24 protein-coding genes are annotated in these 25,525 nt (G+C 66.2%); 16 read left to right on the forward strand and 8 right to left on the reverse strand.

Annotated elements, in window-relative coordinates; genetic code table 11:
- Positions 1-9 precede the first annotated feature (9 nt).
- Positions 10-990 carry a GlxA family transcriptional regulator gene (locus KHP16_RS05115; RefSeq protein ID WP_211959687.1) on the forward strand — a complete coding sequence of 327 codons (981 nt, stop codon included), beginning with the start codon at positions 10-12 and terminating at the stop codon, positions 988-990.
- Here the strand turns inward: KHP16_RS05115 and KHP16_RS05120 are convergent.
- The gene (locus KHP16_RS05120; RefSeq protein ID WP_211959688.1) at positions 941-1,867 is read right to left on the reverse strand and encodes a LysR family transcriptional regulator; all 927 of its coding nucleotides are present in this window, start codon (positions 1,865-1,867) and stop codon (positions 941-943) included. The genes KHP16_RS05115 and KHP16_RS05120 overlap by 50 nt on opposite strands.
- Positions 1,868-2,007: 140 nt before the next feature.
- On the opposite strand from KHP16_RS05120, the gene KHP16_RS05125 reads away from it, so the two are divergent.
- Positions 2,008-2,865, forward strand: a complete 858-nt coding sequence (locus KHP16_RS05125; RefSeq protein ID WP_211959689.1) for an aldo/keto reductase family oxidoreductase — start codon at positions 2,008-2,010, stop codon at positions 2,863-2,865.
- Between the two features lie 36 nt (positions 2,866-2,901).
- A complete protein-coding gene (gene yddG / locus KHP16_RS05130) occupies positions 2,902-3,834 on the forward strand; it encodes an aromatic amino acid DMT transporter YddG (protein WP_211959690.1) in 933 nt (310 codons plus the stop codon).
- Between the two features lie 36 nt (positions 3,835-3,870).
- Here yddG and KHP16_RS05135 read toward each other — a convergent pair whose 3' ends face one another.
- The gene (locus KHP16_RS05135) at positions 3,871-4,632 is read right to left on the reverse strand and encodes an SDR family oxidoreductase (RefSeq protein ID WP_115952051.1); all 762 of its coding nucleotides are present in this window, start codon (positions 4,630-4,632) and stop codon (positions 3,871-3,873) included.
- An 83-nt stretch (positions 4,633-4,715) separates the two neighbouring features.
- Positions 4,716-5,558, reverse strand: coding sequence for a DMT family transporter (locus tag KHP16_RS05140; RefSeq protein ID WP_211959691.1), 843 nt, complete (start codon positions 5,556-5,558; stop codon positions 4,716-4,718).
- Between the two features lie 133 nt (positions 5,559-5,691).
- Here KHP16_RS05140 and gcvA point away from each other — a divergent pair, with 133 nt between their 5' ends.
- Positions 5,692-6,630, forward strand: coding sequence for a transcriptional regulator GcvA (gene gcvA / locus KHP16_RS05145; protein ID WP_415831139.1), 939 nt, complete (start codon positions 5,692-5,694; stop codon positions 6,628-6,630).
- Here the strand turns inward: gcvA and KHP16_RS05150 are convergent.
- From KHP16_RS05150 to KHP16_RS05165, 4 genes are all read right to left on the reverse strand, one after another.
- Positions 6,571-7,506, reverse strand: a complete 936-nt coding sequence (locus KHP16_RS05150; RefSeq protein ID WP_211959693.1) for a LysR family transcriptional regulator — start codon at positions 7,504-7,506, stop codon at positions 6,571-6,573. The two genes, gcvA and KHP16_RS05150, sit on opposite strands and share 60 nt — an antisense overlap.
- Positions 7,503-7,925, reverse strand: a complete 423-nt coding sequence (locus tag KHP16_RS05155) for a response regulator (RefSeq protein ID WP_109581487.1) — start codon at positions 7,923-7,925, stop codon at positions 7,503-7,505. The genes KHP16_RS05150 and KHP16_RS05155 overlap by 4 nt, the downstream gene beginning before the upstream one ends.
- A 3-nt stretch (positions 7,926-7,928) precedes the next feature.
- Positions 7,929-9,392 carry an ATPase domain-containing protein gene (locus KHP16_RS05160; RefSeq protein ID WP_109581486.1) on the reverse strand — a complete coding sequence of 488 codons (1,464 nt, stop codon included), beginning with the start codon at positions 9,390-9,392 and terminating at the stop codon, positions 7,929-7,931.
- A 99-nt stretch (positions 9,393-9,491) separates the two neighbouring features.
- Positions 9,492-11,429 (reverse strand): tRNA wybutosine-synthesizing protein 4 beta-propeller domain-containing protein, encoded by a 1,938-nt coding sequence (locus KHP16_RS05165; protein ID WP_244835643.1) that lies wholly within the window; start codon positions 11,427-11,429, stop codon positions 9,492-9,494.
- 288 nt (positions 11,430-11,717) lie between these two features.
- Between KHP16_RS05165 and KHP16_RS05170 the strand changes: the two genes are divergently transcribed.
- The 12 genes from KHP16_RS05170 (at position 11,718) to fabI (ending at position 24,534) form a co-directional block, all read left to right on the forward strand.
- A complete protein-coding gene (locus KHP16_RS05170) occupies positions 11,718-12,365 on the forward strand; it encodes a CDP-alcohol phosphatidyltransferase family protein (protein WP_115952056.1) in 648 nt (215 codons plus the stop codon).
- A gap of 5 nt (positions 12,366-12,370) precedes the next feature.
- On the forward strand, positions 12,371-14,227 hold the full coding sequence (locus tag KHP16_RS05175) for a bifunctional alpha/beta hydrolase/class I SAM-dependent methyltransferase (protein WP_415831138.1): 1,857 nt from the start codon (positions 12,371-12,373) through the stop codon (positions 14,225-14,227).
- Entirely contained in the window at positions 14,227-15,630 is a 1,404-nt protein-coding gene (locus KHP16_RS05180) for a phosphatase PAP2/dual specificity phosphatase family protein (RefSeq protein WP_211959695.1), read from the forward strand. Before KHP16_RS05175 ends, KHP16_RS05180 begins: the two co-directional genes overlap by 1 nt.
- Entirely contained in the window at positions 15,617-16,078 is a 462-nt protein-coding gene (locus tag KHP16_RS05185; RefSeq protein ID WP_244835644.1) for a hypothetical protein, read from the forward strand. Before KHP16_RS05180 ends, KHP16_RS05185 begins: the two co-directional genes overlap by 14 nt.
- A 31-nt stretch (positions 16,079-16,109) precedes the next feature.
- The gene (locus tag KHP16_RS05190) at positions 16,110-16,778 is read left to right on the forward strand and encodes a lysophospholipid acyltransferase family protein (protein ID WP_109581481.1); all 669 of its coding nucleotides are present in this window, start codon (positions 16,110-16,112) and stop codon (positions 16,776-16,778) included.
- A gap of 3 nt (positions 16,779-16,781) precedes the next feature.
- Positions 16,782-17,738 (forward strand): phosphatidate cytidylyltransferase, encoded by a 957-nt coding sequence (locus KHP16_RS05195; RefSeq protein ID WP_109581480.1) that lies wholly within the window; start codon positions 16,782-16,784, stop codon positions 17,736-17,738.
- Between the two features lie 162 nt (positions 17,739-17,900).
- On the forward strand, positions 17,901-18,620 hold the full coding sequence (locus KHP16_RS05200; protein WP_115952059.1) for an SDR family NAD(P)-dependent oxidoreductase: 720 nt from the start codon (positions 17,901-17,903) through the stop codon (positions 18,618-18,620).
- A gap of 261 nt (positions 18,621-18,881) precedes the next feature.
- Positions 18,882-19,136 (forward strand): RNA-binding protein, encoded by a 255-nt coding sequence (locus tag KHP16_RS05205; protein ID WP_109581478.1) that lies wholly within the window; start codon positions 18,882-18,884, stop codon positions 19,134-19,136.
- Between the two features lie 59 nt (positions 19,137-19,195).
- A complete protein-coding gene (locus KHP16_RS05210) occupies positions 19,196-21,517 on the forward strand; it encodes a DUF3141 domain-containing protein (RefSeq protein ID WP_211959696.1) in 2,322 nt (773 codons plus the stop codon).
- 86 nt (positions 21,518-21,603) lie between these two features.
- Positions 21,604-22,530, forward strand: a complete 927-nt coding sequence (locus KHP16_RS05215; protein WP_179592941.1) for a phosphate acetyltransferase — start codon at positions 21,604-21,606, stop codon at positions 22,528-22,530.
- 4 nt (positions 22,531-22,534) lie between these two features.
- Positions 22,535-23,755 (forward strand): acetate/propionate family kinase, encoded by a 1,221-nt coding sequence (locus KHP16_RS05220; protein ID WP_211959697.1) that lies wholly within the window; start codon positions 22,535-22,537, stop codon positions 23,753-23,755.
- The gene (gene fabI / locus KHP16_RS05225; RefSeq protein WP_109581476.1) at positions 23,752-24,534 is read left to right on the forward strand and encodes an enoyl-ACP reductase FabI; all 783 of its coding nucleotides are present in this window, start codon (positions 23,752-23,754) and stop codon (positions 24,532-24,534) included. The genes KHP16_RS05220 and fabI overlap by 4 nt, the downstream gene beginning before the upstream one ends.
- Here the strand turns inward: fabI and KHP16_RS05230 are convergent.
- Positions 24,524-25,447 carry an AraC family transcriptional regulator gene (locus KHP16_RS05230; protein ID WP_109581475.1) on the reverse strand — a complete coding sequence of 308 codons (924 nt, stop codon included), beginning with the start codon at positions 25,445-25,447 and terminating at the stop codon, positions 24,524-24,526. The two genes, fabI and KHP16_RS05230, sit on opposite strands and share 11 nt — an antisense overlap.
- Between the last annotated feature and the right edge of the window lie 78 nt (positions 25,448-25,525).

Raw genomic sequence — 25,525 nt, forward strand, 5'->3', positions numbered from 1 at the left:
GAACGCGTCATGCGCAGAATAGGCCTGATTCTGGAGCACGATTTTCAGTTGATTGCCCTGTCTGCGCTATCGGTGTTCGATCTCGCGAACGCCGAGCTCGGGGAAGAAGGCTATCGCATCTCCATTCTGTCGCCGCAAGGCGGTCTGGTGCGTTCCACGATCCGGCTGGGTATCGAAACCGAGCCGCTGGAGACGATACCGGATACGCTGATCGTCGCGGGTGCGAACGCGCCGGCGACAACCCCCGATATCGTGAAGGCTTCCCTGTCGCGGGCGGCCGGTCTGTCGAAGCGCATCGCCGCTTTTTCCACCGGGACGTTCGCGCTTGCGGAGGCGGGCTTGCTGGATGGGCGCACGGCGACGACGCACTGGCTATACGCGCGGCTGTTGCAGGAGCGGTTTCCCGGCGTGCGGGTAGACGAGGACCGGATCTTTGTTCGGGATGGACAGATCTGGACATCCGCAGGCATGTCCGCGGCGATCGACCTCGCGCTCGCGCTCGTGGAGGACGACCATGGGGCGGCGATCGCATTGAACGTGGCGCGCCGCCTCGTTGTCTACCACCGCCGGACCGGCTGTCAGCCGCAGTTGTCCGCGTTGCTTGAGCTCAAGCCGCGCAGCGATCGCGTCAGGCTGGCGTTGACCTACGCCAAGGAGCATCTGCGCAGCCCGCTCACCGTCGAAGAGCTGGCCGATGCGGCGCGCTTGTCGCCAAGGCAATTCAGCCGGGTATTTCGCGAAGAAACGGGCTTGTCCCCGGCGAAGGCCGTCGAGATGCTCAGGCTCGAAGCGGCGAAGGCCATGCTCGAGTCAGGACGGTATTCGATGGACCTGATCGCCCGGGATACGGGGTTCTTCGATCGGGACCGTATGCGGCGCGCATTCCTGCGAGCCTATGGCGAGCCACCGAAGAGCGTCAGTCGGCACGCCGGCTCTGGCTCTAACCTCGGAGAGGGGATAGGTCTGGCGATCCCGGATTGCGTGCTCTGATCCAGTCGATGAACGCGGCCAGGGGCGCGGGGATATGCCTGCGGCCCGCGTAGTAGAGGAACGGGCCGGGGAACCGCTGTTTCCAGTCCGTGAGGATAGGGACCAACGCCCCCGATTCCACAGCGGGTTGCAGCATCTCCTCGAACAGATGCACGATGCCCAGGCCCGCCACCGCCGATTCGATGATCAGCCCCAACGCCGCTCCGGGTCGCACGAGCAGGCGGGACGGGGCATCGATACGCACCACTTCTCCATCGCGCTCGAATTGCCAGGCAGGTTTGGCGCCCCCTGAAAACTGCCCCCGTAACGTCATATGGGATAGCAGCTCGCGCGGGTGGGCCGGCGTCCCGTACTCCGCGAGGTATGCGGGAGATGCTGCCGTCGTGAACTGCTGGAAGCGCGGACCGATGGGTAAGGCGATCATGTCCTGCTCAAGGGCTTCGTCGTACCGGATGCCCGCGTCGCACCCGATCGACAGGAGATCGACGAACCCATCCTCCACCACGACTTCGACGCGAATATCGCGATACGCGCGCAGGAACTCGGGCAACAGTTGCGGCAAGAGCGTCCGCGCGGCGCTCGCGGGAACGTTCAACCGCAGCGTTCCGCTCGGCGAGTCGCGGTAGCGGTTCAGCACGTCGAGGGCCGCTTCCATTTCGCCGAACAACGGCGTGAGTCTTTCTAGCAGCCGTTGCCCCGCTTCTGTCGCCGCGACGCTGCGTGTCGTACGGTTCAGCAATCGCAGATCGAGCCGGGCCTCCAGCCGCCGGATGGCGATGGAAAGGCTGGAGGCCGATACACCCCGTGCGCGCGCGGCGTCGCGGAAGCCGCCGGCCTTCACTACGGCAACGAATGCGGCAAGGTCGTTGTAGTCCACGTTTTATCCACGTTTTAATCCACGTTGTCGTTTAGTCCCGCGTTCGATTGTTCATTTTCTTTAACGACCCGTGCAATGTAGAGCTATTTTCTGCACAGTACAAGCTCAGCATAATGGGGCATCGACACAGTCAAGGAGCCATGATGAACAGGACATACAAGCTCGCCGGGCGCGAAGTGAACCGCATGGGTTATGGCGCGATGCAGCTGGCGGGACCCGGCGTCTTCGGTCCACCCAGGGACCATGCCGGGGCGATCGCCGTCCTGCGAGCCGCGCTGGAGGCAGGGGTGAACCACATCGACACCAGTGACTTCTACGGACCGCACGTCACCAACAAAATCATCCGCGAGGCGCTCCACCCGTATCCCTCCGACCTGACGATCGTGACGAAGGTCGGCGCGGTGCGAGACGACAAGGGTGCGTGGTTGCCGGCATTCGAACCGGACGACCTGCGGCGCGGGGTCGAGGACAATCTGCGTAACCTCGGTCTGGATGCCATCGATGTCGTGAACCTGCGCATCGTTGGCGATATCCACAAACCGGCGGAAGGGTCCATCGAGCCGCAGATGGAGGCCCTGGCCAGGCTGCAAGACGCTGGCAAGCTGCGCCATATCGGACTGTCGAACGCGACGTCGAAGCAGGTGCGGGATGCGAGATCCATCGCTCCCATCGTGTGTGTGCAGAACCACTACAACCTGGTGAGCCGCGCCGACGATGCCTCGATCGACGAGCTAGCGGAAGAAAATATCGCTTTCGTGCCGTTCTTCCCGCTGGGCGGATTCTCGCCGATCCAGTCGGACAAGCTGACGCAAGTCGCCGCGCGTCTGGATGCCACGCCCATGCAGGTCGCGTTGGCATGGCTGCTGCATCGCGCGCCGAATGTCTTGCTCATTCCCGGCACATCCTCGATCGCGCATCTTCGGGAGAATCTCCAGGCGGCCGAGTTGAAGCTGGACGCCGACGCGTTGCGGGAACTAGGAGCGATTGCCACCCAGTAGAATGGCGGGCTTTCGGTCATCACCCCGGCAGTGCCCATGCTCACCTCGAAACAAGCCACCCTCATCGGACTCCTCGCGGTCGTTCTCTGGAGTTCGATCGTCGGCCTGATCCGCGGTGTCAGTGGTCATTTCGGGGCCACGGGCGGGGCGGCCCTGATCTATACGGTAGCGTCCGTGCTGCTGTGGTTCTCGGTGGGGCCGGTGCGGTGGAAGGTATTGCCGCGCGCTTACCTCGTCTGGGGCAGTCTGTTGTTCGTCTCGTATGAGGTATGCCTGTCGTTGTCGATCGGGTATGCCAATACCGGGCGGCAGGCGATCGAGGTGGGGATGGTCAATTACCTTTGGCCGACGTTCACCATGCTGGCGGCTATCCTGTTCAACGGGCAGCGGGCGAATGCGTGGATCGTGCCCGGCGTCGCCATGGCGATACTGGGTGTGTGCGCCGTGCTGGGTGGCGATGTGGGCCTCGATGTCGCGAGCATGGCGAACAACATTCGGGACAATCCGCTGAGCTATGGACTGGCGTTTGCGGGCGCGATCATCTGGGCGGGGTACTGCGCGGTGACGGCTCGCATCGCGCAGGGCAAGAATGCGGTGACGCTGTTCTTCATCCTGACCGCGCTCGTCCTGTGGGGCAAGCACCTGTTCACCGGTGGCGAGACCATGGCCTTCAGCGTTGCGGGTCTGGTCTATCTCGTGCTGGCCGCTTGCGCGATGGGGTTTGGGTATGCCGCGTGGAACGTCGGCATCCTGCACGGCAACGTGACGGTGCTCGCCGGCGCGTCCTATTTCATTCCCGTGCTGTCCGCCGCGCTCGCGGCGGCGCTGCTGCGCGCGCCGCTGTCGTTCGCATTCTGGAAGGGCGCGGCGATGGTCGTGGCGGGGTCGATCCTTTGCTGGCTCGCTACGCGCGGCAAGGGCAACCGTCTTGCGCCGACCACGGACCGAACAACCGACCCGGTCAGCTGAGGGGGCGGGCGGATAACGGCGGCGAGCGCACGGCGCTCACTTTCCTCCGGTCGCGTCCAGGAACGTCCCCGTCACGAACGACGCCTCCTCGCTGGCCAGCCACAGGATCGCGCGCGCGACTTCTTCCGGCTGGCCGCCGCGGCCCATCGGGATCGAATCCTTGACGCGGTCCACGCGGCCCGGTTCGCCGCCGCTGGCGTGCATCTCGGTATAGATATGGCCGGGGCGCACGCAGTTGACGCGGATGCCTTCGCGGGCGAGCTCCTTGGCAAGCCCCGTGGTGAACGTCTCCAGCGCGCCTTTCGAGGCCGCATAGTCGATGTACTCGTTGGGGCTGCCGAGTCTGGCCGCCGCCGACGACACATTGACGATGGAGCCGCCCTTGCCGTTGTGGCGATGGGACATGCGCTTGATCGCCTGTTGCGCGCAGAGGATGGGGCCGATCGTATTCACCGCGAAGATGCGTTGCATGCGGTCGTAGCTCAGGTCTTCCAGCCGCGATTGCAGCGACAGCATCGCGGCGTTGTTCACGAGGACGTCGAGGCGGCCGAACTTCTGGTCGATGGCCTCGAACAGCCCGGCGACCTGCCTGGGGTCCGCGCTGTCGGCACGAACGGCCAGCGCGCGGCGGCCGGTGGCCTTGATGTCCGCAACAACCGCTTCCGCGGCGGACTCGTTCGAGACGTAGCTGATCGCCACGTCATAGCCCTTCGCCGCGGCGAGCCTTGCCGTGGCGGCGCCCACGCCGCGGCTGCCGCCGGTAATCAGGATCAGGGGGGATGCGGAAGCGGTGGTCATTCTGGAGTTCTCCACGTGATGAGGGAATATTGCGTCATGGCGCGGCGCTGCGCAATGTGTCGGTCTGTCATACGGTCGGTCTGTCATACCCCGAGGCATATTGCGCCTGCCGTGACCACGGTGCATGCGGCCCATCGCATTGCGCTGACGGATTCTTTCAAGGCGACGCGGCCAATCAGGACGGCGAAGACGACACTCGTTTCGCGCAGGGCGGAGACGCCGCCCATGGCGTCCGACTGCAGCGCCCAGATGACGATGCCATACGCGGCGATGGACAGCAGGCCGCCGCCGATCGACGCGCCGATGGAGGCCGGATTCGTGCGGACCGGGGACCATAGCGCTCGCGCGCCCCGCGTTGCGATGAACCATACCGGCATGGCCCAGTAGAACACGAACATCCATGCGGTATAGGCGACCGCCTGGCCGTCCGTGTGCCGGACCCCGATGCCGTCGATTACCGTATACAGCGCGATCGTCGCGCCCGTGACCAGCGCGATGACGATGCCCGTGCGCGAGGTGTGGCTGCGTTGCAGCGCGAGCGCAATGATGCCGGCTGAGACCAGCAGCACGCCGAACGCATGCAGCGGGTGGATGTGCTCGCCCGCGAAGAGCGCCGCCCCAAGCGCGACGAGCAATGGCGAGGTGCCGCGCGCGATCGGATAGGCCTGCCCGAGATCGCCGCGCTTGTACGACTGGATCAGCGCGAGGTTGTACACGTTATGCACGAGCCCCGAGGCGATAATGTAGGGCCATGCCGCGGCGGACGGTAGCGGGACCTGCGTCACGACGATCGTGGCGACGAGCGCGATGGCCATGCTCATCCATGTCATCGACAGCGCGCGATCGGGGTTGCCGTGGAGCAGGGCGTTCCAGCTTGCGTGGAGGACTGCGGCCAGCAGGACGAGGCCTCCGGTCATGCCAAACATGGGGTCCTTCGCGTGAGGAGGGTGGAGATACGGGGTCTGAAGCGTCCGAAGCAGAATAACTATCTTGTAGCGCTGCCGCAAACCAGATAAATTGGCCCTTTGCGATAGAAAAGCTAAAGCGATGAAGCCGGTCATGCCGAAACTGCCGCCGCTCAACGCCCTGCGCGCGTTCGAAGCGGCGGGACGATTGGGCAGCTTCAAGGAGGCGGCGGCCGAGCTGCATGTCACGCAGGGGGCTGTGAGCCAGCAGGTGCGGATTCTCGAGGAATGGCTCGGCGCGCCCTTGTTCGAGCGTCAGCATCGGGGCGTTGCGCTCACGGCCGCCGCGCGTGCGTATCTCGACGATATCGGGCCGTTGTTCGCGCATCTCGCGCAATCGACCTCGCGATATGGGTTGCCGAGGGCCGCGCAGCGCGCGTTGTCGATCAACGCGTCGGCCACGTTTGCCCTGCGATGGCTCGTGCCGCGGCTCGCGGCGTTCCGGGCCGCGCATCCCGATGTCGAGATCACGATGGATACGTCGAACGAGCCCGTCGAAAGTCTCACGGGCGACTACGACCTGATCGTGCGGGGCGGACCCGATACGTTCTATGGGTACGTGATGCGGCCGTTCCTGAGCGAGGAGCGCGTGCCGGTGTGCAGTCCCGCGCTGAAGAAGCGCGGGCGGTTGCGCGAGCCCCCGGATCTCGAGCGGCATACGCTCCTGCATACGACGAGCCTGCCGCGATTGTGGCCGGACTGGCTGGCGAAGGCCGGTCTGCCCGCGCTGCGGCCCGCGTCGTCGATGACGCTCGACCACTTCTATCTGACGATACAGGCCGCGATCGATGGCGTCGGCGTGGCGGTGGCGCCGAGCGCGCTCGTCGCGGGCGATGTGGACGCGGGGCGGCTCGTGTTGCCCTTTGCGGGGCCGCGGCTGCCGTCGCGCAGCTACTGCACCTATGTGCCTGAGCCGCGTGAGGGCGACCCGTTGATTTCGACGTTCCGCACCTGGCTGGAAGCGGAGGGGGCGCTAGTGGCCCAGCTTCGCAAACCGCGCCGCCAGAAAGTCGACGAACAGCCGGATGCGTGACGAGAGCCGGTGCCGGTGCGGATACACGGCATAGATGTCCGCTTCCGGCGTCGCGTACTGCGGGAGGACCTGTACGAGCCGCCCGCTGCGCAGATAGCGCTCGATATCCCATTCCGCGCGCATCACGATGCCGAGGCCGCCGAGGGCCCACGTTACCGCGATTTCACCATCGTTCGTGGTCAGGTTGCCGCGCACGTGAATGGTCTCCGTGCGTGACTTGCCGCCCTTGAGCGGCGTCAGACGCCAGACGCCATAGGCATCGCTGCCCTGGCGAATGCCGATGCAGTTGTGACGCAGCAGATCACCCGGCGTCGCGGGCTCGCCGTGCTCGCGCAGGTACCTCGGCGATGCGCACAGCAGGCGGCGATTCGGCGCGAGCTTGCGCGCGATGATGCGCGCATCGGGCGGTTCCCCGAATCGCACGCAAACGTCGAACGCGTCTTCCGACAGCGGCGGCGGGTCCGCCGACAGTTGCAGCTGGACATCGACGTCCGGATACATGCGGCTGTACTCGGCGATGACCGGCGCGAGGTGCATGCGGCCGAAGCCGAGCGTCGCGTTCACGCGCAGCAGGCCGCTGGGCCGTCCCGCTGCGTTCGACAGCAGTTGCTGGAGGTCGTCGATATCGGCAAGGATGCGCCGCGCATGTTCGAGCAGGACTTCGCCCTCCGGCGTCAGGCTCATGCGCCGGGTCGTGCGAACCACGAGCGGCATGCCGAGCCGCGCTTCCATTTGCGAGAGCCGCTTGCTGACGGCCGCGGTGGACACGCCGAGGTCACGCGCCGCGGCGCTGAGGCTGCCCGCCGCCACCAGCGACGAGAAGAAGCCGAGTTCCATCGGCTGGATGGCATTGGCGCCGCCACCCGCGAGGTTCATGGCGTTTTTGGCGCTTGGCCGGCCGGCGCGTCCTCGTCGCCTTGCCTGCTCCGCTTGCCGACCCACGCGAGCACGGTCGCGATGACCTCGGTGGGCGGGCAGGGTTTCTCCAGCACGGCATCGAACAGGTCCGGATGGCTGCGGCCGATCTGGGCCTGCGCGGCGGTCAGGAGGATGAGCGGCAGGTTCGCGTAGGCGGCGTACTGCGGCTCCGTGCGTAACGCGCGAGCGAGCTCGAATCCCGTCATGACGGGCATCATGAAGTCCGTGACGACGACGTCCGGCGACTCCGTGGCGATCACGCGCAGGCCTTCCGCGCCGTCCGCGGCCGTGACGACGCGCACACCCTCGGCGGAGAGCATGAACGCCAGGGCATCGGCATTCATGGTTTCGTCGTCGATGACGACTACGGTTGCCATGGATCAGGTCCGCGCGGGAAGTTGCGGGCCGGATGCGAACGTCGCCTGCTGGCCGCCGAATGCGTCGGGAGTGATCGACAGGCGATTGCGCACCCGCAATCCGCCCTGGCCGATCTGCACTTCGTGCAGGCCGTTGTCGAACGCGCTGTCGCGCATCTTGACGATGCTGAGAAAGCGCCGCAGTTCACCGTTGATGAGTGCGTGCCGCAACGACACGAGGTTGTCCATCAGGCTCGAATACTCGGGCAGCGCGTGGAAGCCCGTCACACCTGGGATATCGCGGGTTTCCAGCGTGCCGACGGCCGTCACGCCCTGCGCGCGTAGCTCATTGGACAGCGCCGCATAGAACTCGATGAGCCGGCCGGGCTGGATCGCCGCGCGCTCGAAGCCCGTGACGCCATCGACGAAGAGCCGGCGAATGCCATTGGCGCGCACGGCGTCGAGCAGCTGATGGCCCAGCGAGTCGAGGAGGTTCTCCGTCAGCGGATGCCAGTCGATGTGGAGGGCGCCCGCCCGCTCGAGCGGCTCCAGCGGAATGCCGAGCGCGTCCGCCTTGGCGCGCAGCCGCTCCGGCGACTCGTAGAAGCCGAAGTACAGCGCTGGCGCCTCGGGCGTGGCCTGATTCAGGAAGTTGAGCCCGAACGTCGTCTTGCCGCTGCCGGCCGGGCCGAGCAGCAGCGACATCGAGCCGGCCGTGATGCCGCCGCCGGCGATGCCCTCGAAGCCATCGACGCCGCTGGCGACGCGCGCGTTTACGACGACGTCCCGCGAGGGCGTGGCGTGCAGCGCCTCCAGCCGAGGGTAGACGTCGATGCCATGGTTCGAAATACGGTACTGGTGAAAGCCGCCGATCGCCGCGCTGCCGCGCGACTTGGAGACGCGGATCTGCCGCACGGTGCGAATGCCGACGAGTTCTTCCTTCAGCTGCAGTACGCCATCGACCATCGTGTGCTCGGGGCTCACGTCGTCGGTGCGCGCACTGGTCAGGAACAGCACCGTGCAGCCCGTGAACGCGGCGTGGCTCTGCAGTTCGGCGACGAACGTCTTGACGTCGAGCGCGGTCTCCGCGCGGTCCTTTGCGATGAGCAGGCCGTCGAGGATCAGGGTCGTGCAACGCTGGCGCCCGAGCTCGGCGCGCAGCGCATTGACCAGCGCCGGTAGCCCTTCGTCGCGCAGAACCTTGAACAGGCTGATGTAGAAAATGTCCTTGCCGACGATCGAGGGGTCGTAGAAGTCGAACGTCGAGAGCGTCTGAAAGAGCCGGTCATGCGACTCGGCGAGCAGCGTCGCATACAGGACGCGCCCACCGCCGCGCACCTGCCGAAATGCGAACTGGCTGGCGAGGATCGTCTTGCCGGCGCCCGGACTGCCCTGCACGATATAGGACGCTCCCTGGACCAGGCCGCCGCACAGGATGGTGTCCAGTCCGGGTACGCCAGATTCGACGCGTACGAGTTGCTTGGTCATGGTCAGTAGGTGGTCCGCAGTGTGCCGATATGTGCGTCATTGTAGACGAGCGGACGCGCCTTGACCTTATAGGGTGCTGATGGGGTGCTGATGGGGTGCTTATGGGGTGTATCGCTCGACCGAGCTTACCTCCCCCGAGCCGCTGAAACCGCCCATGATCAGCACGCTGCCATCCGCGAGCACGACGGCCTGTGCGGCGCCGCGGCCGTCGGTCATCGATGCGCCGGCCGTCCATGTATTGGTGTCCGGGTTGTAGATCTCGGTCGTGTTCGTGCGGAAACCCCCGCTGATCGTGCCGCCGGCCACCAGCACGCGGCCATCGGCCAGCGTCGTGATTGTCGGAATCGCGCGTGTTGCCAGCATGGTGCTTGCCGTCCACGTCGCCGTGGCGGGGTCATAGCGGTAGGCATTGTTCGAGCGATCGCTCGTGGCGAGGATCGTGCCGTCATTCAATACGGTCGCCATCGTCACGTTGCCACTGACCGGCGCTGGCTGGACGGTGGTCCCGCTGTCATCGATCGCCACACGCTCGGCGCTGTTGACAAATCCACTGCTATTGACGCCGCCTACCATCAGTACGTTGCCATCGGGCAGCAGGGCGGCGGCGTGCTGCCCGCGCGGCGTCGAGAGCGGGTGCGTCATCTGTGTCCACGTCGCGGTCACCGGATCGAACAGTTCCATACCCGCCCTGAAGGTGTGGGTACCGGACAGGTCGAACCCGCCCGCGACGAGGACCTTGCCATTGCCGAGCAGCGTGGCGGTGTGGTTCTCCCGCGTCTCGCTCATGCTGGCGACGGGTGTCCAGGTGTTCGCGAGCGGATCGAAGATTTCGGCGGTTGCCGTCTCGGTGCTTGTCGCGATTTGCCCGCCGGCAACGAGGACACGCCCGTCGGAAAGCAGTGTGGCGGTATGGCCGTTGCGCGGCGTGGCCATCGAGGCCGCCGGGCTCCATGCGTTGGCGTTCGGGTCATAAAGCCATGCGCTGTTCGTGATGCCGCCGGCGCTAAAGCCACCCGTCACGAGCACGATGCCGTTGGGCAATCGCGTGGCGGCAAAGTAGTGCACTGGCAGCGGCATGGGTGCCAGCGGCGTGGCGGTGCTGAAGGAACCGCGCGCCGTTACGCCGATCTGCAGCTGGGCCTGCGCGCTCCCGGCCGCATTGCTGCCCACGATGGTGTACGTCGCGGATGGCTGGCGGGCCGCCGGCGTGCCGGTGATGGCGCCTGTGTTTGCATTGAGGCTCAGGCCGGCAGGCAGCGCGGGCGACACGGTGAAGCTCGCGATGGGGCCGCCGGTGGACACGGGCGTGTTCGGCGTAATCGGCTCGGTCGTCACGTACAGCGCGTTGGCGGTCGCGTAGGACAGGCTGGCCGGCGCGGCGACGGCCAGTTGCACGGTGATCCGCAGCGTCACGGTGACCGTACCGGCCACGTTGGTGCCCGTGATGGTGTAGGTAGTCGCCGGCGCCGCGGCAGTCGGCGTGCCGCTGATGACGCCGGTTTGCGCGTCGAGCGTCAGGCCGGCCGGGAGGGCCGGCGCGATGGCATAGGCCGTGATCGGTCCGCCGCTGCTCGTGGGTGCGTTGGTGGCGATTGCCGCGCCGACCGTGTACGTGACGGTCGTCTCGCGATAGGTCAGGGCGGCCGGCGCGGCAGCCGCGCCGCGTACCTCGATCTGCACGCGAGCGGTGGCGGTGCCGGCGGCGTTCTGCGCCGTGACCGTATATACCGTCGATGCGCTCGCTGCCGTCGGTGTGCCGCTTATCACGCCGGTCGCCGCGTCTAGCGAAAGGCCGGCCGGCAGCGCGGGCGAAACGGCGTAGCGGTCGATCGCGCCGCCACTCGCCGTCGGGCGATTGGCCACGATGGCCGTGCCCACCTGGTAAATCGCGGAGGTCATGCCGTAGGTCAGGCCGGCGGGCGGCTGCGGCGCGTCGTCGTCATTGCATGCCGAGAGCAGGCAGGTGAACAGCAGCGCCAGCAGCAGGAAGAACGTCCGGTGCGAGGCCGGAAGCGAGGCAGGATAGCGAGAACGCATTGGTGACGACCCGTTGTCTTATAGGAATTGTGGCGGATGTTAGCACTGTGGATCCCGGGTCAATGGTTCGAATTGCGGCGGATGGGGGTCGTTTCATGACGTTAGCCACGATTCAACACCGATTCGCGCGGTCAGTCCGGTCGCGCCGGGGCCAAACGGGTTCCCTGGATGTCGCTTATGGGAGACAATCAGGGCCATCGCGGATGGGTAGCGCAGTATGATCGCGCTCGGATCGTGGTTTGCCGCGGGTCAGCAGGACGCATCGAAAACAAGAACACGCCAGCAAAGATGACGCTCTACCAGATCAAACCGAAGTTTCAGGCGCGGCTCCGGCCGCTGGTGCAACGGCTGGCCGCGCGCGGCGTCACCGCCAATCAGGTGACCGTCGCGGCCATGGTCGGGTCGATACTCGTCGGCGGGCTTGTCGGCGCGTTGATCTGGCTGCCCGGCATCTTCCTCCTGATGCCCATCTGGCTGTTCGTGCGGATGGCGCTCAATGCCATCGACGGCATGCTCGCCCGGGAGCACAACCAGCAGAGCGTGCTCGGGGCCTATCTCAACGAGCTGGGGGACATCGTCTCCGACCTCGCGCTCGTGATTCCGTTCGTCCTGCCCTTTGGCACCGGCGTGCTGCCATTTGCCGTGCTCGCCGTGATGGTGGAGTGCGCGGGGCTGATCGGACCGATGGTTGGCGCGAGCCGGCGCTACGACGGGCCCCTCGGCAAGAGCGACCGTGCCCTCGTGCTTGGAGCGCTGGGCCTTTGGCTGGGTCTCGGCTTCGGCCCGGGTCACTATGGCGGCTGGATCTGGGGCGTGCTGTGCCTGCTTTCCATCGTCACGATCGTGCGGCGCGTGCAGCGTGGCGTGCAGGAGGCCACCCAGTCGTCAACCCAAGCGCGCACCCAGGCGCCAACCCAGTCGCCCACCGAGGAGTGATGCCCGTGGTTGCTACCCCGCGACGTCCCATCGAATCGCAGTTCCAGACGCACGACGGCCAGACGCTGTTCTTCCGGTACTGGCCGGCGGCCGATGACACCTTGCCCAAACGCGCCGTGCTGCTGTTCCACCGCGGGCACGAGCATTCCGGCCGCGTGGCGCACCTCGTCGACGAGTTTGATCTGCCCGGCCATGCGTTCTTCGCGTGGGACGCGCGCGGGCATGGTCGATCGCCGGGCGAGCGGGGCTATAGCCCCAGCCTGGCCACGTCGGTGCGCGATATCCAGACGTTCGTCGATCATATCGGCGCGACGTACGGCATTCGCGTGCAGGATATGGCCGTCGTCGCGCAGAGTGTGGGGGCGGTGCTGGCGTCCACGTGGGTGCATGACTACGCGCCCCCGCTGCGCGCGCTCGTGCTCGCCTCGCCCGCCTTCAAGGTCAAGCTCTACGTGCCGTTCGCGCGGCCGGGGCTCCGGCTCATGCACAAGCTGCGGGGTAAGTTCTTCGTCAACAGCTACGTCAAGGCGAAGTTCCTGACGCACGATCCCGAACGCATCGCGAGCTACGACACCGATCCGCTGATCACACGGCCGATCGCCGTGAACATCCTGCTCGATCTGTACGAGGCGGCCGATCGCATCGTGGCCGACGCCGCGGCGATCACGGTGCCGACGCAGCTGCTCATCTCGGGCGCGGACTGGGTCGTCCATCGCGGACCGCAGGATGCGTTTTTCGATCGGCTTGGCGCACGCGTCAAGGAGAAGATCGTGCTCGATGGCTTCTATCACGACACGCTCGGCGAGCGCGATCGCGCGAAAGCGGTGGCGGCGGCGCGGCGCTTCATCGTGCGGGAGTTCGAGTCGCCGTCGCCGCGCGTGTCGTTGCGCCATGCCGACCGTGAGGGACCGTTTCGCGACGAGTCCGATCGGCTGGCGCAACCGCTGGCGCCGCTAAGCCCGGCGGGTCTGTATTGGGCGGTCACGCGCGCCGGGCTGCGCTTCGGCGGCACGTTGTCGGAGGGGGTGCGGCTGGGTCACGAGACCGGATTCGACTCGGGGTCGACGCTCGACTATGTCTATCGCAACAAAGCCGCGGGACGGTTTGGCGTCGGCAGGTTCATGGATCGCAACTACCTCGATGCGATCGGCTGGCGCGGCATTCGGCAGCGCAAGGTGCACGTCGAGGAACTGATCGGCGAGGCGATCGCGCGGTTGCATGCGGCGGGAAGTCCCGCGCGCATCGTGGATATCGCGGCGGGGCATGGACGCTATGTGCTGGAGGCGCTGGCGTCGCAGCAGCAGCGGTGGGGCGCGCTGAATGATGTTGTTGGCGCGGCTTCGGGTGGCGCGTCGGGTGGCGCATCAGGTGGCGCATCAGGTGGCGCGGCGGTGGAGAGCATCCTGCTGCGCGACTATAGCGAGATCAACGTCGAGCAGGGGCGGGCGCTGATCCGGGCGAAAGGGCTCGATCATGTGGCGCGGTTCGTGCGCGGCGACGCGTTCGATGGCGACGACCTGGCCGCGCTGTCGCCCGCGCCGACGCTTGCCATCGTATCCGGCTTGTATGAGCTGTTCGGCGATAACGATCTGGTGGCGCGGTCGCTCGGCGGGTTGTCCCGGGCGGTGCGGCCCGGCGGCTATCTCGTGTATACGGGGCAGCCATGGCATCCGCAGCTCGAGTTCATCGCGCGCGCGCTCACGAGTCATCGCGCCGGGTCGGCGTGGGTGATGCGTCGCCGTTCCCAGGCGGAGATGGATGAGCTCGTCCGTGAGGCGGGCTTCGAGAAGGTGGCGCAGCGGATCGATCCGTGGGGCATCTTTACGGTCAGCCTGGCGCGGCGGGCCGGCGACGGCGCGTGATGGCCAGCGTTCAACCGTCCGGCGAAGCGGTCCCCGCGGCACCGTCCGCGCGCCGTCCATGGGGGCTTGCCGTGGTCCTGCTGGCCGGCATGGCCGTGCTGTTCTTCAGTACCTACAACGTCGCCAATTGGCTCGCCAGCCAGCGCGCGGCGGTGCCGTACTTCCACTACGACTGGGAGCGGCACATCCCCTTCGTGCCATGGACCATCCTGCCGTACTGGTCGATCGACCTGCTATATGGCCTCTCGTTCTTCCTGTGGCGCACGCGCGATGGGCTACTGACGCACGTGAAGCGGCTGCTGATGGCCCAGGTCGTCTCGGTCGCGTGCTTTATCGCCTTTCCGCTGCGGTTCGCCTTCGAGCGGCCGCCCGCCGATGGCTGGGCCGGCCAGCTCTTCACGCTGCTCGGCGGTTTCGACAAGCCGTTCAATCAGGCGCCGTCGCTCCATATCAGCCTGCTGGTGGTGCTCTGGGTCGCGTACGCGCTGCATCTGCCGCGGCAGTGGCGCTGGCTTCTGCATGCGTGGTTCGCGCTGATCGGAGTGTCCGTGCTGACGACATATCAGCATCATTGGATCGATGTGCCCACGGGCTGGCTCGTGGGGTGGCTGTGCGTGTTCGCATTTCCGCTGGCGCGGGCGGTGGCACCGGCCGAGATGACAGGGGCGGCGGGGATGGCGGTGGGTGTGCAACCGCCGCGCGTCGATCCCCATGCGCGGGCGCTGGCATCGCGCTATGGCATCGGGGCGGTTCTCTTCCTCGTGCTCTCGCTCGTAGCGTTGCGCGTGTCGGTCACGGCGTGGCTTCTGCTGACATGGATCGCGGCGGCGCTGCTCTGCGTGGCGTGGATCTATCGCATGGGACGCGCGGAGGGGTTTGGCAAGCGCGATGACGGTGGGTTGCCGATGGCGGCGTGGTGGATGCTCGCCCCGTATCTGGCGGGCGCCTTCGTGAACACGCGCTGGTGGACGCGCGGGCATGCCGCGGTGAATCATGTCGCGGACGGGGTATGGATCGGGCGGCTGCCGGGCAAGGCCGAGATGCAACAGGCGGATGCCGATGCGTGGCTCGATCTCACGGCGGAGTTCCCGCGTTGGGTCGAGTGCGATGCGTACGCGTGCGTGCCGGTGCTGGATCTGACGGTGCCGTCGCAGGCGCAGCTCCGGCGGGCGGTGGCGCAGATCGAGGCGTGGCATCGGGAGGGGCGGACGGTGCTGGTGACGTGCGCGCTCGGGTATTCGCGCAGCGCGCTCGTGGTGGCGTGCTGGATCGCGGCGCACCGCCGGTGCCCGGCAGCGCGGGCCCTCGATACCCTGCGCGCGGCGCGGCCGCACGTCGTGTTGGGTCCGGCCAGTGTGACGGCGTTGGAGGCGTTCGTGGAGGCGTGGCATGGCAAACGATGACGATAGCAATCGCGATGCGCGCTGGCTCGTGCATGCCGCCAGCGCCTCGCTGCGCGCGGCCGCGCGCGTGAACGTCGTGGGCCTCCTGCTCGCGTTCGCGGACGCGATGCTCGCGGGCATCATGCTGTCCGCGGGCTCTCAATGGCTATGGATCGGGGCGTTGTGCGGGCTCGCCGCGCTCGTCCAGCTGGTGCTGCTGATCCGCATCGAAATCGACCGCGGACTGTTCGCCGCGCTGACCCCTATGCAAAGCGCATCGGAACTGCAATCGCTCGATGCCGCCATGGTCGCCCTCGGCTGGATCTCCGCGAAGGACGCAAGCCGGCTTCCGCCGCGCCCGCTGGCCGACCGCGTGCGCGGCGCGAGCCGGTTCCTCAGGTATGCGGCATTGCTGGCCGCATGGCAATGGCTGGCCGCGATGCTGATCCTGTTCGCGCGCCTGCCATGACCGCTCACCACCCTTTATACAGACGTCAAGCATGAACTGGATCGCAAGACTTGTCGCCCGCGCGATTATCGGCTTCGCGCGGCTGCTGACGGGCATGCAGGCCCGATGGAACGGCTGCATCCCCTCGGCCGCGCAGCGCGTGTACTTCGCCAACCACAGCAGCCACGGGGACTTCGTGCTGATCTGGGGCAGCCTGCCGCCCGACCTCCGGCCGTCCACGCGGCCTGTTGCCGGCGCCGATTACTGGCTCAAATCGCCACTGCGCAGGTTTATCGGCCGCGACGTCTTCAACGCGCTGCTCATCGACCGCACGGGAGGGCGGGACGGTGCCACCGACACTCCGGCCGCCGATCCCGTCTCGCAAATGAAGGACGCGCTCGCCTCGGGGTCGTCGCTGATCATCTTCCCTGAAGGCACGCGCAACACGACCGACGCGCGGCTGCTGCCGTTCAAGAGCGGTATCTACCATCTGGCGCGCAGCTGTACCGGGGACACCGTCGACGCGCCCGTCGAGTTCGTCCCCGTGTGGATCGACAACCTCAACCGCGTGATGCCCAAGGGCGAGATCGTGCCCGTGCCTTTGCTCTGCACGGTGACGTTCGGCACGCCGTTGACGCTCGCCAGAGACGAGCCAAAGGAAGCATTCCTCGACCGCTGCCGCAATGGACTGCTCGCCATCGCGCCCGAGCTGGATGATTGATCGATGCCGACCCCGCACATGATGCACGACACCCAACTGCTGTTCGCCGGCGCATTCGGCGTACTGATCTTCGCGTCGCTGGTGACATCGCTGCTGCGCTGGCGCGTCGCGAAAGGGCAGCCCAACAGCGTGATCGACAACCTCGCGTCGCGCGTGTCCGCCTGGTGGTGGATGATCGGCATCCTCGGCGTGGTGTTCGCGATGGGCCGCGGCGCCATCGTGATCCTGTTCGGCCTGCTGTCCTTCTACGCGCTGCGCGAGTTCGTCACCATCACGACGACGCGGCGCGGCGATCATCGCGCGATCGTTGCCGCGTTCTTTTTCTTCCTGCCCGCGCAGTACGTGCTCGTGTACATCGGCTGGTATGGCCTGTTCTCGATTTTCATACCCGTGTACGCGTTTCTGTTCCTGCCCATTCTCGCGGCGGTTTCGTCCGAGACCACACGCTTCCTGGAGCGATGCGCGGGCGTGCAGTGGGCCGTGATGATCTGCGTGTTCTGCATCTCGCACGTACCGGCGCTGCTCACGCTGCCCATCCCGGGTTTCGAGGAGCGCAACCTCTTGCTGATCGCGTTCCTCGTGATCGTGGTGCAGGGGAGCGACGTGCTGCAATACGTGTGGGGCAAGCTGATCGGCAAACGCAAGATCGCCCCGACGCTGTCGCCCTCCAAGACCGTGGAAGGCTTCGTCGGCGGCGTGTTGAGCGCCACCGCCCTCGGTGCATCGCTGTGGTGGATCACGCCGTATGGTTCGCCGCTGAAAGCCGGCGCCGTCGCGCTGGTCATCGCGCTGATGGGCTTCTTCGGCGGGCTCGTGATGTCGGCCATCAAGCGCGACCGCGGCATCAAGGACTGGGGCCACATGATCAAGGGCCACGGCGGCATGCTGGACCGGCTGGATTCCGTGGTGTTCGCGGCGCCCGTGTTCTTCCATGTCACGCGCTTCTGGTGGGTGCCATGATGCGTTGACCGGGGGGCATTTGTTACCGCCGCGCACAAGTGTTTGTGGCGGCACGCCGTTCATGAATCTTCAGGGCTGACCTAGATTTACGCCATCGACCACGACGGTTCGATTGGCAAAAGCAAGAAGCCAAGGTCAATCCCAATCTTGAAGAGGTTCATCATGAGCACAACGCAATCCACGCAAAAGGTCGCCATCGTCACGGGCGCATCGCAAGGCATCGGCGCGGAACTGGTGAAGGCATATCGTCAACGCGGTTATCGCGTGGTGGCCACGGCGCGCAGCATCAGGCAGGGCGACGATGCCGACGTCATCGCCGTGCCGGGCGACATCGCCGATCCGGAGACCGCGCGTCGCGCCGTGGCCGCCGCGGTCGAGAAGTTCGGTCGCGTCGATGCGCTGGTCAACAACGCGGGCATCTTTATCGCCAAGCCGTTCACCCGCTACACGCAGGAAGACTTCACGACGAAGGTCGGCGTCAACCTGGCCGGCTTCTTCCACATCACGCAGCTGGCGGTCGCCGAGATGGAAAAGCAGGGCAAGGGCCACGTGGTCAGCATCACCACCAGCCTGACCGATCATGCGGTGGACGGCGTACCGTCGGTGCTGGCCTCGCTGACCAAGGGCGGCATCAACGCGGCCACCAAGTCGCTGGCCATCGAATACGCCAAGCGCAATATCCGCGTGAACGCCGTGTCTCCCGGCATCATCAAGTCGCCGATGCATGCGCCTGAAACGCATGAGGCGCTGGGCAAGCTGCACCCCGTCGGTCACATGGGCGAGATGAGCGACATCGTCGACGCCGTCCTGTTCCTGGAATCGGCGCCGTTCGTCACCGGCGAGATCCTGCACGTGGACGGCGGTCAGAGCGCCGGTCACTGAGTCACGCGCCGGAGCGGATGCCGAATCAGACGGACACCTACAGCCGGCACAGGCGCATTTTCATACATTTTCACCCGTGCGCGGCGACGGCGCGCACAGCATTGCGATAAGTCGCTCCAGGCCCGCTACTCTTGTGGCGGGCTTTTTTTTTGTCCCTTTTTTTGTCCGTAAGGGCGTCGGTCCTTGGCCCTTGGTCCAATTGCGCTACCGACGTCAGCGCGCACACTTTATCAGCGCGGGCTCACGCGACGAGGAGCGACCATGCCGCTGATGATGCTCTCGAATCTCCACCCCGATACCACGGACGACGATGTGCGCGCGTTTCTCGAACGCTATGGCTTTCCGCCGTGCGACCAGATGGAGCGGCACGAGGGCGACGGCACCCGGCCGGCCGTGATGTTGACCTTTTCCTCCATGCGGCTGGGCATGCTGCATCAGCTCCAGCCTCGCATCCACGGTGTGTTCTGGAACGGGCACAAGATCAATGCGCTGATCCTGCGCGAGCGGTTCCAGTAACACTTCAGGCAGCAATACCTCCGACTGCAACAGGCGGGCTGGACCGGGAGACGATGGCCATGGCAACGGATAAGCGAATGACTCGCGCACGCGAGGTCGGTGTCAAGAGCGGACTATTGCTGCGCAAGCGCATGGCGCTCGCGCAGGAAGCCTATGCGGACCGCATCAAACGGGCGAATGGAGCGAATGGCACGAATGGCGCGCCCGAAGACACACCGCCGCTGGCGGCGATGGTCGACCCGGCCCGCGCCTTCGCGTATGCGATCGATGCGGGGCAGCGCGCGATCCTCTTCTGGGACACGCTGCGTCAACGCGGCAACCAGTTCGTCGAACATGCCATGGAAGGGCTCAAGCCCGTGCTGCATTTCGACTACGACATGGTCATGGACGGGCGTACCTTCGCGCGGCCGGTCAATTACGCGCTGCTGAAGATCAAACCGCCGGAGGGGATACATGTCGACGATACGCGACGCCCGTACGTGATCATCGATCCGCGCGCCGGTCACGGTCCGGGTATTGGCGGCTTCAAGGACGATTCGCAGGTCGGCGTGGCGCTGCGGGCGGGCCATCCGGTGTACTTCGTGATCTTCTTTCGTGACCCCGAACCGGGCCAGACGATGCTTGACGTCTGCGAGGCCGAGCAGCAGTTCATCCGCAAGGTGCGGGCGCTGCATCCCGACAGCAGCAAGCCGGCGATCGTGGGCAATTGCCAGGGCGGCTGGGCCGCGATGATGCTGGCCGCATCGGATCCCGACGATACCGGACCGATCGTCATCAATGGCGCGCCCATGTCCTACTGGAGCGGTGCGTGGCAGGAGGGCGAAGGCGACAACCCGATGCGCTATTCGGGCGGTCTTCTCGGCGGCACCTGGCTCGCCTCGTTCGCGGCCGATTTGGGCAATGGCAAGTTCGATGGCGCCCATCTGGTGCAGAACTTCGAAGGCCTCAATCCCGCCAATACCTTCTGGGACAAGTACTACAACCTCTATCGGAAGATCGACACGGAGCCGCCTCGGTTCCTCGAGTTCGAGCGCTGGTGGGGCGGGTACTACCTGATGAACCGCGAAGAGATCGAGTGGATCACGCGCAATCTCTTCGTCGGCAACAAGCTGTGGTCCGGAGATGTGAAGAACGCGGCGGACGAGCGCTTCGACCTGCGTAACATCAAGTCGCCGATCATCCTGTTTGCGTCGATGGGCGACAACATCACGCCGCCGCAGCAGGCCTTCAACTGGGTGGCCGACCTGTATGGCAGCACGGAAGAGATCAAGGCGCGCGGGCAGGTCATCGTCGGCATGATGCACGAGAACATCGGGCACCTCGGGATCTTCGTGTCGGGCAAGGTCGCGCGCAAGGAACACGCGCAGATCGTCTCGGTCCTGCGCAGCATCGAATTGCTGCCGCCGGGACTGTATGGCATGGTCATTACCGAGCGGAAGGGCGCGGCGACCGCCTCAGGTGAGCCCGAGTACGAGGTCACCTTCGAGGAGCATCGCCTGGAGGACATCGCGGCGCGCATGAACCGGTTCGAGCGCGTGGACGAGAAGCCTTTCGAGGCCGTGGCGGCGATCTCCGAATTCAACCAGCGCGCGTACGAACTGTTCGCGCAGCCGTTCGTGCAGGCGATGTCCAACGATACGACCGCGCGCCTGCTGCGTGAATGGCATCCGTTGCGCATGCAGAACTGGATGCTCTCGGACCTGAATCCATGGATGGCATGGCTGAAGCCCGCCGCCGACGCGGTCCGGGCCAATCGGCAGGAGGTCGCCAGCGACGATCCGCTGCGGCAGCGGGAGGCGGTGGCCGCGGAGCTGGTCAGCGCGGCGCTGGATCATTACCGGGCGATGCGCGATGCGTTGACGGAGGCATCGTTCTTCCGCATCTTCGGCACGATGCGCGCCATGTACGCGCCGGAAGAGGATCGCGGCGAGCGCTCGCGCGCCACGGCATCGCGGCCGCCGCCCGAGATCGAGCAGGCGCTGGCCTCCGTGGCCAAGGGCACCTATGTCGATGCGCTGGCCCGCGTCGCCGTGATGCTGATGCGTGACGGCAAGCCATTGCCGCTGGCGCGGCTCGAACTGCGCAAGGAACTGGCGGACGACTATGCGGAGCTCCTGCCCGACGTCGAGACCCATGAATGGCGAACCACGCGCGGGCGGCAGGAGATCATCGTGCGATGCGCGCCAAAACAGGCGCTCGAGGGCCTGCCCATCATGCTCCACGACAACGCCGAACGCCGGCGGCTTCTGGCGCTGCTCGACAAGATCGGGGCCGACGAGCGCGTGATCGGGGCCCCCCCTTCGGAAGATCAGATCGCGACGCTGGCGCGGATTCGCGCCGTGCTTTCGGGCAAACCGCATCGTCCGCGCCACGTATCGTGAATGCGGTGAATGCGGTGAATGCGGTGAATGCGGTGAATGCGGTGAATGCGGTGAATGCGGTGAATGCGGATCACAGGAGACGACTCTTGAACGCCCCACACGAAAAGTACCGCCGCCTGATCGAATACTGTGCCTCGATGCCGCCGACGCCGACGGCCGTGGCGCATCCCTGCGACCGGAGCGCGCTGGAAGGCGCGGTGGAAGCGGCGAGGGCGGGTCTGATCGAACCGTTGCTCGTGGGGCCCGAGGCGCGGATACGCGAGACGGCACGCACCCACGGCATCGACATCGCGCCGTACCCGCTGATCGATGCGCCGCATAGCGAGGGCGCCGCGGCGCGCGCCGTACTACTGGTGCGCGAAGGCCGCGCGCAGGCGCTGATGAAGGGCAGCCTGCATACGGACGAACTGATGAGCGCGGTGGTCAGCCGGGAGGCCGGCCTGCGGACGGGGCGGCGCGTCAGTCATTGCTTCGTGATGGACGTGCCCGGGCATGCGAACGCGTTGATCCTCACCGATGCGGCAATCAACATCGCGCCCACGCTGATGGACAAGGTGGACATCCTCCAGAACGCCATCGACCTCGCGCATGCGTTGCGCATCGAGGAGGTGCGCGTCGCCATTCTCTCCGCCATGGAAACCGTGAATCCCAAGGTGCCCTCGACGATCGAGGCAGCGGCGCTGTGCAAGATGGTCGACCGGCGACAGATCGTCGGCGCGCTCGTGGATGGGCCGCTGGCGCTCGACAATGCCATCGACATGGAGGCCGCGCGCATCAAGCAGATCGACTCGCCGGTGGCGGGGCGGGCCAACGTGCTGCTGCTGCCCGATCTCGAGGCGGGCAACATGCTGGCCAAGAGCCTGTCTTTCCTGGCGGGCGCCGATGCCGCGGGCATCGTCCTCGGTGCGCGCGTGCCGATCATCCTGACGAGCCGCGCCGACTCGCTGACCACCCGGATGGCCTCCTGTGCCGTGGCCACGCTGGTCGCCGCGGCGCGGCGCAATACGGTATGAACCCATGTCCGATCTGATCCTTGTTCTCAATGCCGGTTCGTCGAGCATCAAGTTCCGCGCTTACGATGCGCAGCGGCCCGAGTTGCCGCTGGTGATGCGCGGTGCGATCGATGGCCTTTACACCGCGCCGCGCTTCCGTGCCCTGGACGGGCAGGGCACCGAGCTTGGCAACGGCCGATGGAACGACGGCGCGGGGTTCGGGCACGCCGAGGCCGTCGATTTTCTGGCGGAGTTTCTGCGCGATCACGCGGGGGGACATACGCTGGCGGCAGTCGGCCATCGCGTGGTGCATGGGGGGAGGCGGTTCACGGGGCCGGTGCGCGCGACACCGGCGGTCGTGACGGAACTGGCCACCTTGCGGCCGCTGGCGCCACTACACCAGCTGCACAATCTGAAGCCCATAGAGATCCTGCTCGAACGGCGGCCACGGTTGCCGCAGGTGGCCTGTTTCGATACGGCGTTCCATGTCACGCAGCACGAACTCGCGCAGGCGTTCGCGTTGCCGCAGGCGATTACCGATCTTGGCGTGCGGCGGTATGGGTTCCATGGACTGTCCTACGACTACATCGCGAGCGTGCTGCCGCGGATCGATGCTCGCGCGGCACAGGGTGCGACGGTGGTCGCCCATCTCGGCAATGGCAGCAGCATGTGCGCGATGCGCGCCGGTTGCAGCGTGGCGAGCACGATGGGCTTCACCGCGGTGGACGGGCTCCCGATGGGGACGCGCTCGGGCAGCCTCGACCCCGGCGTCATTCTGTTTCTGATGGACGAGCTGAAGCTGGATGTCAGGGCGGTGGAAGATCTGCTTTATCGTCGATCGGGGTTGCTCGGCGTCTCGGGCATCTCCAGCGACATGCGCGAGCTGCTGGCCAGCGATGCGCCGCGGGCGCGATTGGCGATCTCGCTCTACATCTATCGGATCGGCCGCGAACTCGGCAGCCTCGCGGCGGCGCTACAGGGACTGGATACGCTGGTGTTCACGGCGGGGGTGGGGGAGAACGCGGCCTACATCCGTCAGCAGGTGTGCCAGCAGGCCGCATGGCTCGGCGTGGCGCTCAACGACGAGGCCAACGCACGCGGCGAAGCGCTCATCAGCGGCGCGTCCAGCCGCGTCGCCGTAAGAGTGATCCCCACGGACGAGGAACTGATGATCGCCCGCCAGACGCGCGCGGTCGCGTTCGGCGGCGACGATGTGTCATACGCCATGCGAGGAGACGCACCATGACCCACCCTGCGCCGCCCGCCGTGCTGGCGGGCAAGACTGCGCTGATCTGCGGCATCGCCAACGACAGTTCCATCGCATACGGCTGCGCGAAAGCCTTTCGCGAACTCGGCGCCGAGGTCGCCATCACCTATGCCGACGAGAAGGCCCGGCAGTATGTGGAACCCGTTGCCCACGAACTCGGCGCTTCGCTCTTCCTGCCGCTCGACGTCACGAAGCCGGAGCAACTCGACGCCGTCTTCAGCAGGATCTCCGACACATGGGGGCGGCTCGACATCGTCGTCCATTCCATTGCCTGGGCGCCGAAGGACGACCTGCGAGGCGGCCTGCTCAATTGTTCTGGCGAAGGCTTCGCCATGGCCATGGACATCTCCTGCCATTCGTTCATCCGCCTGGCACGACGCGCCGTGCCGCTGATGCGCGACGGTGGCGCGCTGTTCGCCATGAGCTATCACGGCGCCAACAAGGTCGTGCCCAATTACAACGTCATGGGCCCGGTCAAGGCCGCGCTGGAAGCGGCGGTGCGCTACCTTGCCTATGAACTGGGCCCCCAACGCATCCGCGTCCACGCGATCTCGCCGGGTCCCATCAAGACCCGAGCGGCATCGGGTCTCAAGGACTTCGACCTGATGCTCAACGACGCGGGCAATCGCGCCCCGCTAGGCGAACTCGTCGACATCATGGACGTGGGCTTCACCTGCGCGTTCCTGGCAAGTCCGTATGCGACGCGGCTGTCCGGGGAGACGCTGTATATCGACGGGGGTGTCAATATCATCGCATAGGCGCGGGTGCGATGGCATCCAGACGGTCGAACCGAACCGCTGGAGACAGGCTGAACGATTCCCGCATGTCGCGTGCCTCCTCCACCGGCGTTCTCCCGAAGAGCCGCTTGAACTCCCTGCTGAACTGCGAGGTGCTTTCGTAGCCGACGCGCCCAGCCGCGGCCGCCGCAGTGACGCCATCGCGAATCATCATCAGGCGCGCTTGATGAAGGCGGGTCGACTTGATGTACTGGATGGGGGAAGTCTGGGTCACCGTCCGGAAGTTCGCATGAAAGGCGGGCACGCTCATGCCGGCTTCTTCCGCCAGGCGCGTCACGTTCAGCGGCGCCGCATAGTCGGCGTGGATGCGCTTGAGCGCTTTTGCGACGCGACCGAACCGTCCGTGGTGCGCCAATGCGGCACGCATCGCGCCTCCTTGTGCGCCCGTCAGGACCCGGTAGCAGATTTCCCGGACCAGGGCCGGTCCCAGAATCTGGGCATCCATGGGGACCGTCAACGCTTCCAGCAGCCTGACGGTTGCATCGGCCATATGGCCGTCCAGCGCGGTGGACACCATGCCGTTCGGCGGCGCTTCAGGAAGCTGTCCGCTCGCGCCGATCTGCGCGATCAGCTCGCTTAGCTCGATGAGGTCCAGACGGATGGAGACAGCGAGCATGGGCTCCTCCGCGGACGCGTGGGTCTCCGTCGAGAAGGGCAGCGGCACGGACAGCACCAGATAGTGCTGCGCATCGTAGACATAGACCTCGTTGCCGAGAAACCCCAGCTTGCGGCCCTGGCACACGATGACGATGCTCGGCTCATAGAGCACCGGGGTGCGCCCAAGCGGCCGGTCTGAGCGCATCAGCCTGACGCTGTCGAGCGCCGACTGCGTATAGCCCTCGTTGGGCGCCAGTTTCTCGATCAGGCGAACCATCCTGACGGAAGCGGGGGAGCGGACCTTCGACACCGCAATCTCCTCTCATTTGCCGACACGCGGCATTCTAGCCGCGCA

It is taken from the genome of Cupriavidus plantarum (assembly GCF_905397285.1).
Taxonomy (GTDB): Bacteria; Pseudomonadota; Gammaproteobacteria; order Burkholderiales; family Burkholderiaceae; genus Cupriavidus; species Cupriavidus plantarum.

Bases quoted from the DNA above. Each gene is read 5' to 3' on its own strand.
- KHP16_RS05115 (WP_211959687.1), top strand. From the start codon at position 10: ATGCGCAGAATAGGCCTGATTCTGGAGCACGATTTTCAGTTGATTGCC.
- KHP16_RS05125 (WP_211959689.1), top strand. From the start codon at position 2,008: ATGATGAACAGGACATACAAGCTCGCCGGGCGCGAAGTGAACCGCATG.
- yddG (WP_211959690.1), top strand. From the start codon at position 2,902: ATGCTCACCTCGAAACAAGCCACCCTCATCGGACTCCTCGCGGTCGTT.
- KHP16_RS05135 (WP_115952051.1), bottom strand. From the start codon at position 4,632: ATGACCACCGCTTCCGCATCCCCCCTGATCCTGATTACCGGCGGCAGC.
- KHP16_RS05140 (WP_211959691.1), bottom strand. From the start codon at position 5,558: ATGTTTGGCATGACCGGAGGCCTCGTCCTGCTGGCCGCAGTCCTCCAC.
- gcvA (WP_415831139.1), top strand. From the start codon at position 5,692: ATGCCGAAACTGCCGCCGCTCAACGCCCTGCGCGCGTTCGAAGCGGCG.
- KHP16_RS05150 (WP_211959693.1), bottom strand. From the start codon at position 7,506: ATGAACCTCGCGGGTGGCGGCGCCAATGCCATCCAGCCGATGGAACTC.
- KHP16_RS05155 (WP_109581487.1), bottom strand. From the start codon at position 7,925: ATGGCAACCGTAGTCGTCATCGACGACGAAACCATGAATGCCGATGCC.
- KHP16_RS05160 (WP_109581486.1), bottom strand. From the start codon at position 9,392: ATGACCAAGCAACTCGTACGCGTCGAATCTGGCGTACCCGGACTGGAC.
- KHP16_RS05165 (WP_244835643.1), bottom strand. From the start codon at position 11,429: ATGCGTTCTCGCTATCCTGCCTCGCTTCCGGCCTCGCACCGGACGTTC.
- KHP16_RS05170 (WP_115952056.1), top strand. From the start codon at position 11,718: ATGACGCTCTACCAGATCAAACCGAAGTTTCAGGCGCGGCTCCGGCCG.
- KHP16_RS05180 (WP_211959695.1), top strand. From the start codon at position 14,227: ATGGCCAGCGTTCAACCGTCCGGCGAAGCGGTCCCCGCGGCACCGTCC.
- KHP16_RS05185 (WP_244835644.1), top strand. From the start codon at position 15,617: ATGGCAAACGATGACGATAGCAATCGCGATGCGCGCTGGCTCGTGCAT.
- KHP16_RS05190 (WP_109581481.1), top strand. From the start codon at position 16,110: ATGAACTGGATCGCAAGACTTGTCGCCCGCGCGATTATCGGCTTCGCG.
- KHP16_RS05195 (WP_109581480.1), top strand. From the start codon at position 16,782: ATGCCGACCCCGCACATGATGCACGACACCCAACTGCTGTTCGCCGGC.
- KHP16_RS05200 (WP_115952059.1), top strand. From the start codon at position 17,901: ATGAGCACAACGCAATCCACGCAAAAGGTCGCCATCGTCACGGGCGCA.
- KHP16_RS05205 (WP_109581478.1), top strand. From the start codon at position 18,882: ATGCCGCTGATGATGCTCTCGAATCTCCACCCCGATACCACGGACGAC.
- KHP16_RS05210 (WP_211959696.1), top strand. From the start codon at position 19,196: ATGGCAACGGATAAGCGAATGACTCGCGCACGCGAGGTCGGTGTCAAG.
- KHP16_RS05220 (WP_211959697.1), top strand. From the start codon at position 22,535: ATGTCCGATCTGATCCTTGTTCTCAATGCCGGTTCGTCGAGCATCAAG.
- fabI (WP_109581476.1), top strand. From the start codon at position 23,752: ATGACCCACCCTGCGCCGCCCGCCGTGCTGGCGGGCAAGACTGCGCTG.
- KHP16_RS05230 (WP_109581475.1), bottom strand. From the start codon at position 25,447: ATGGTTCGCCTGATCGAGAAACTGGCGCCCAACGAGGGCTATACGCAG.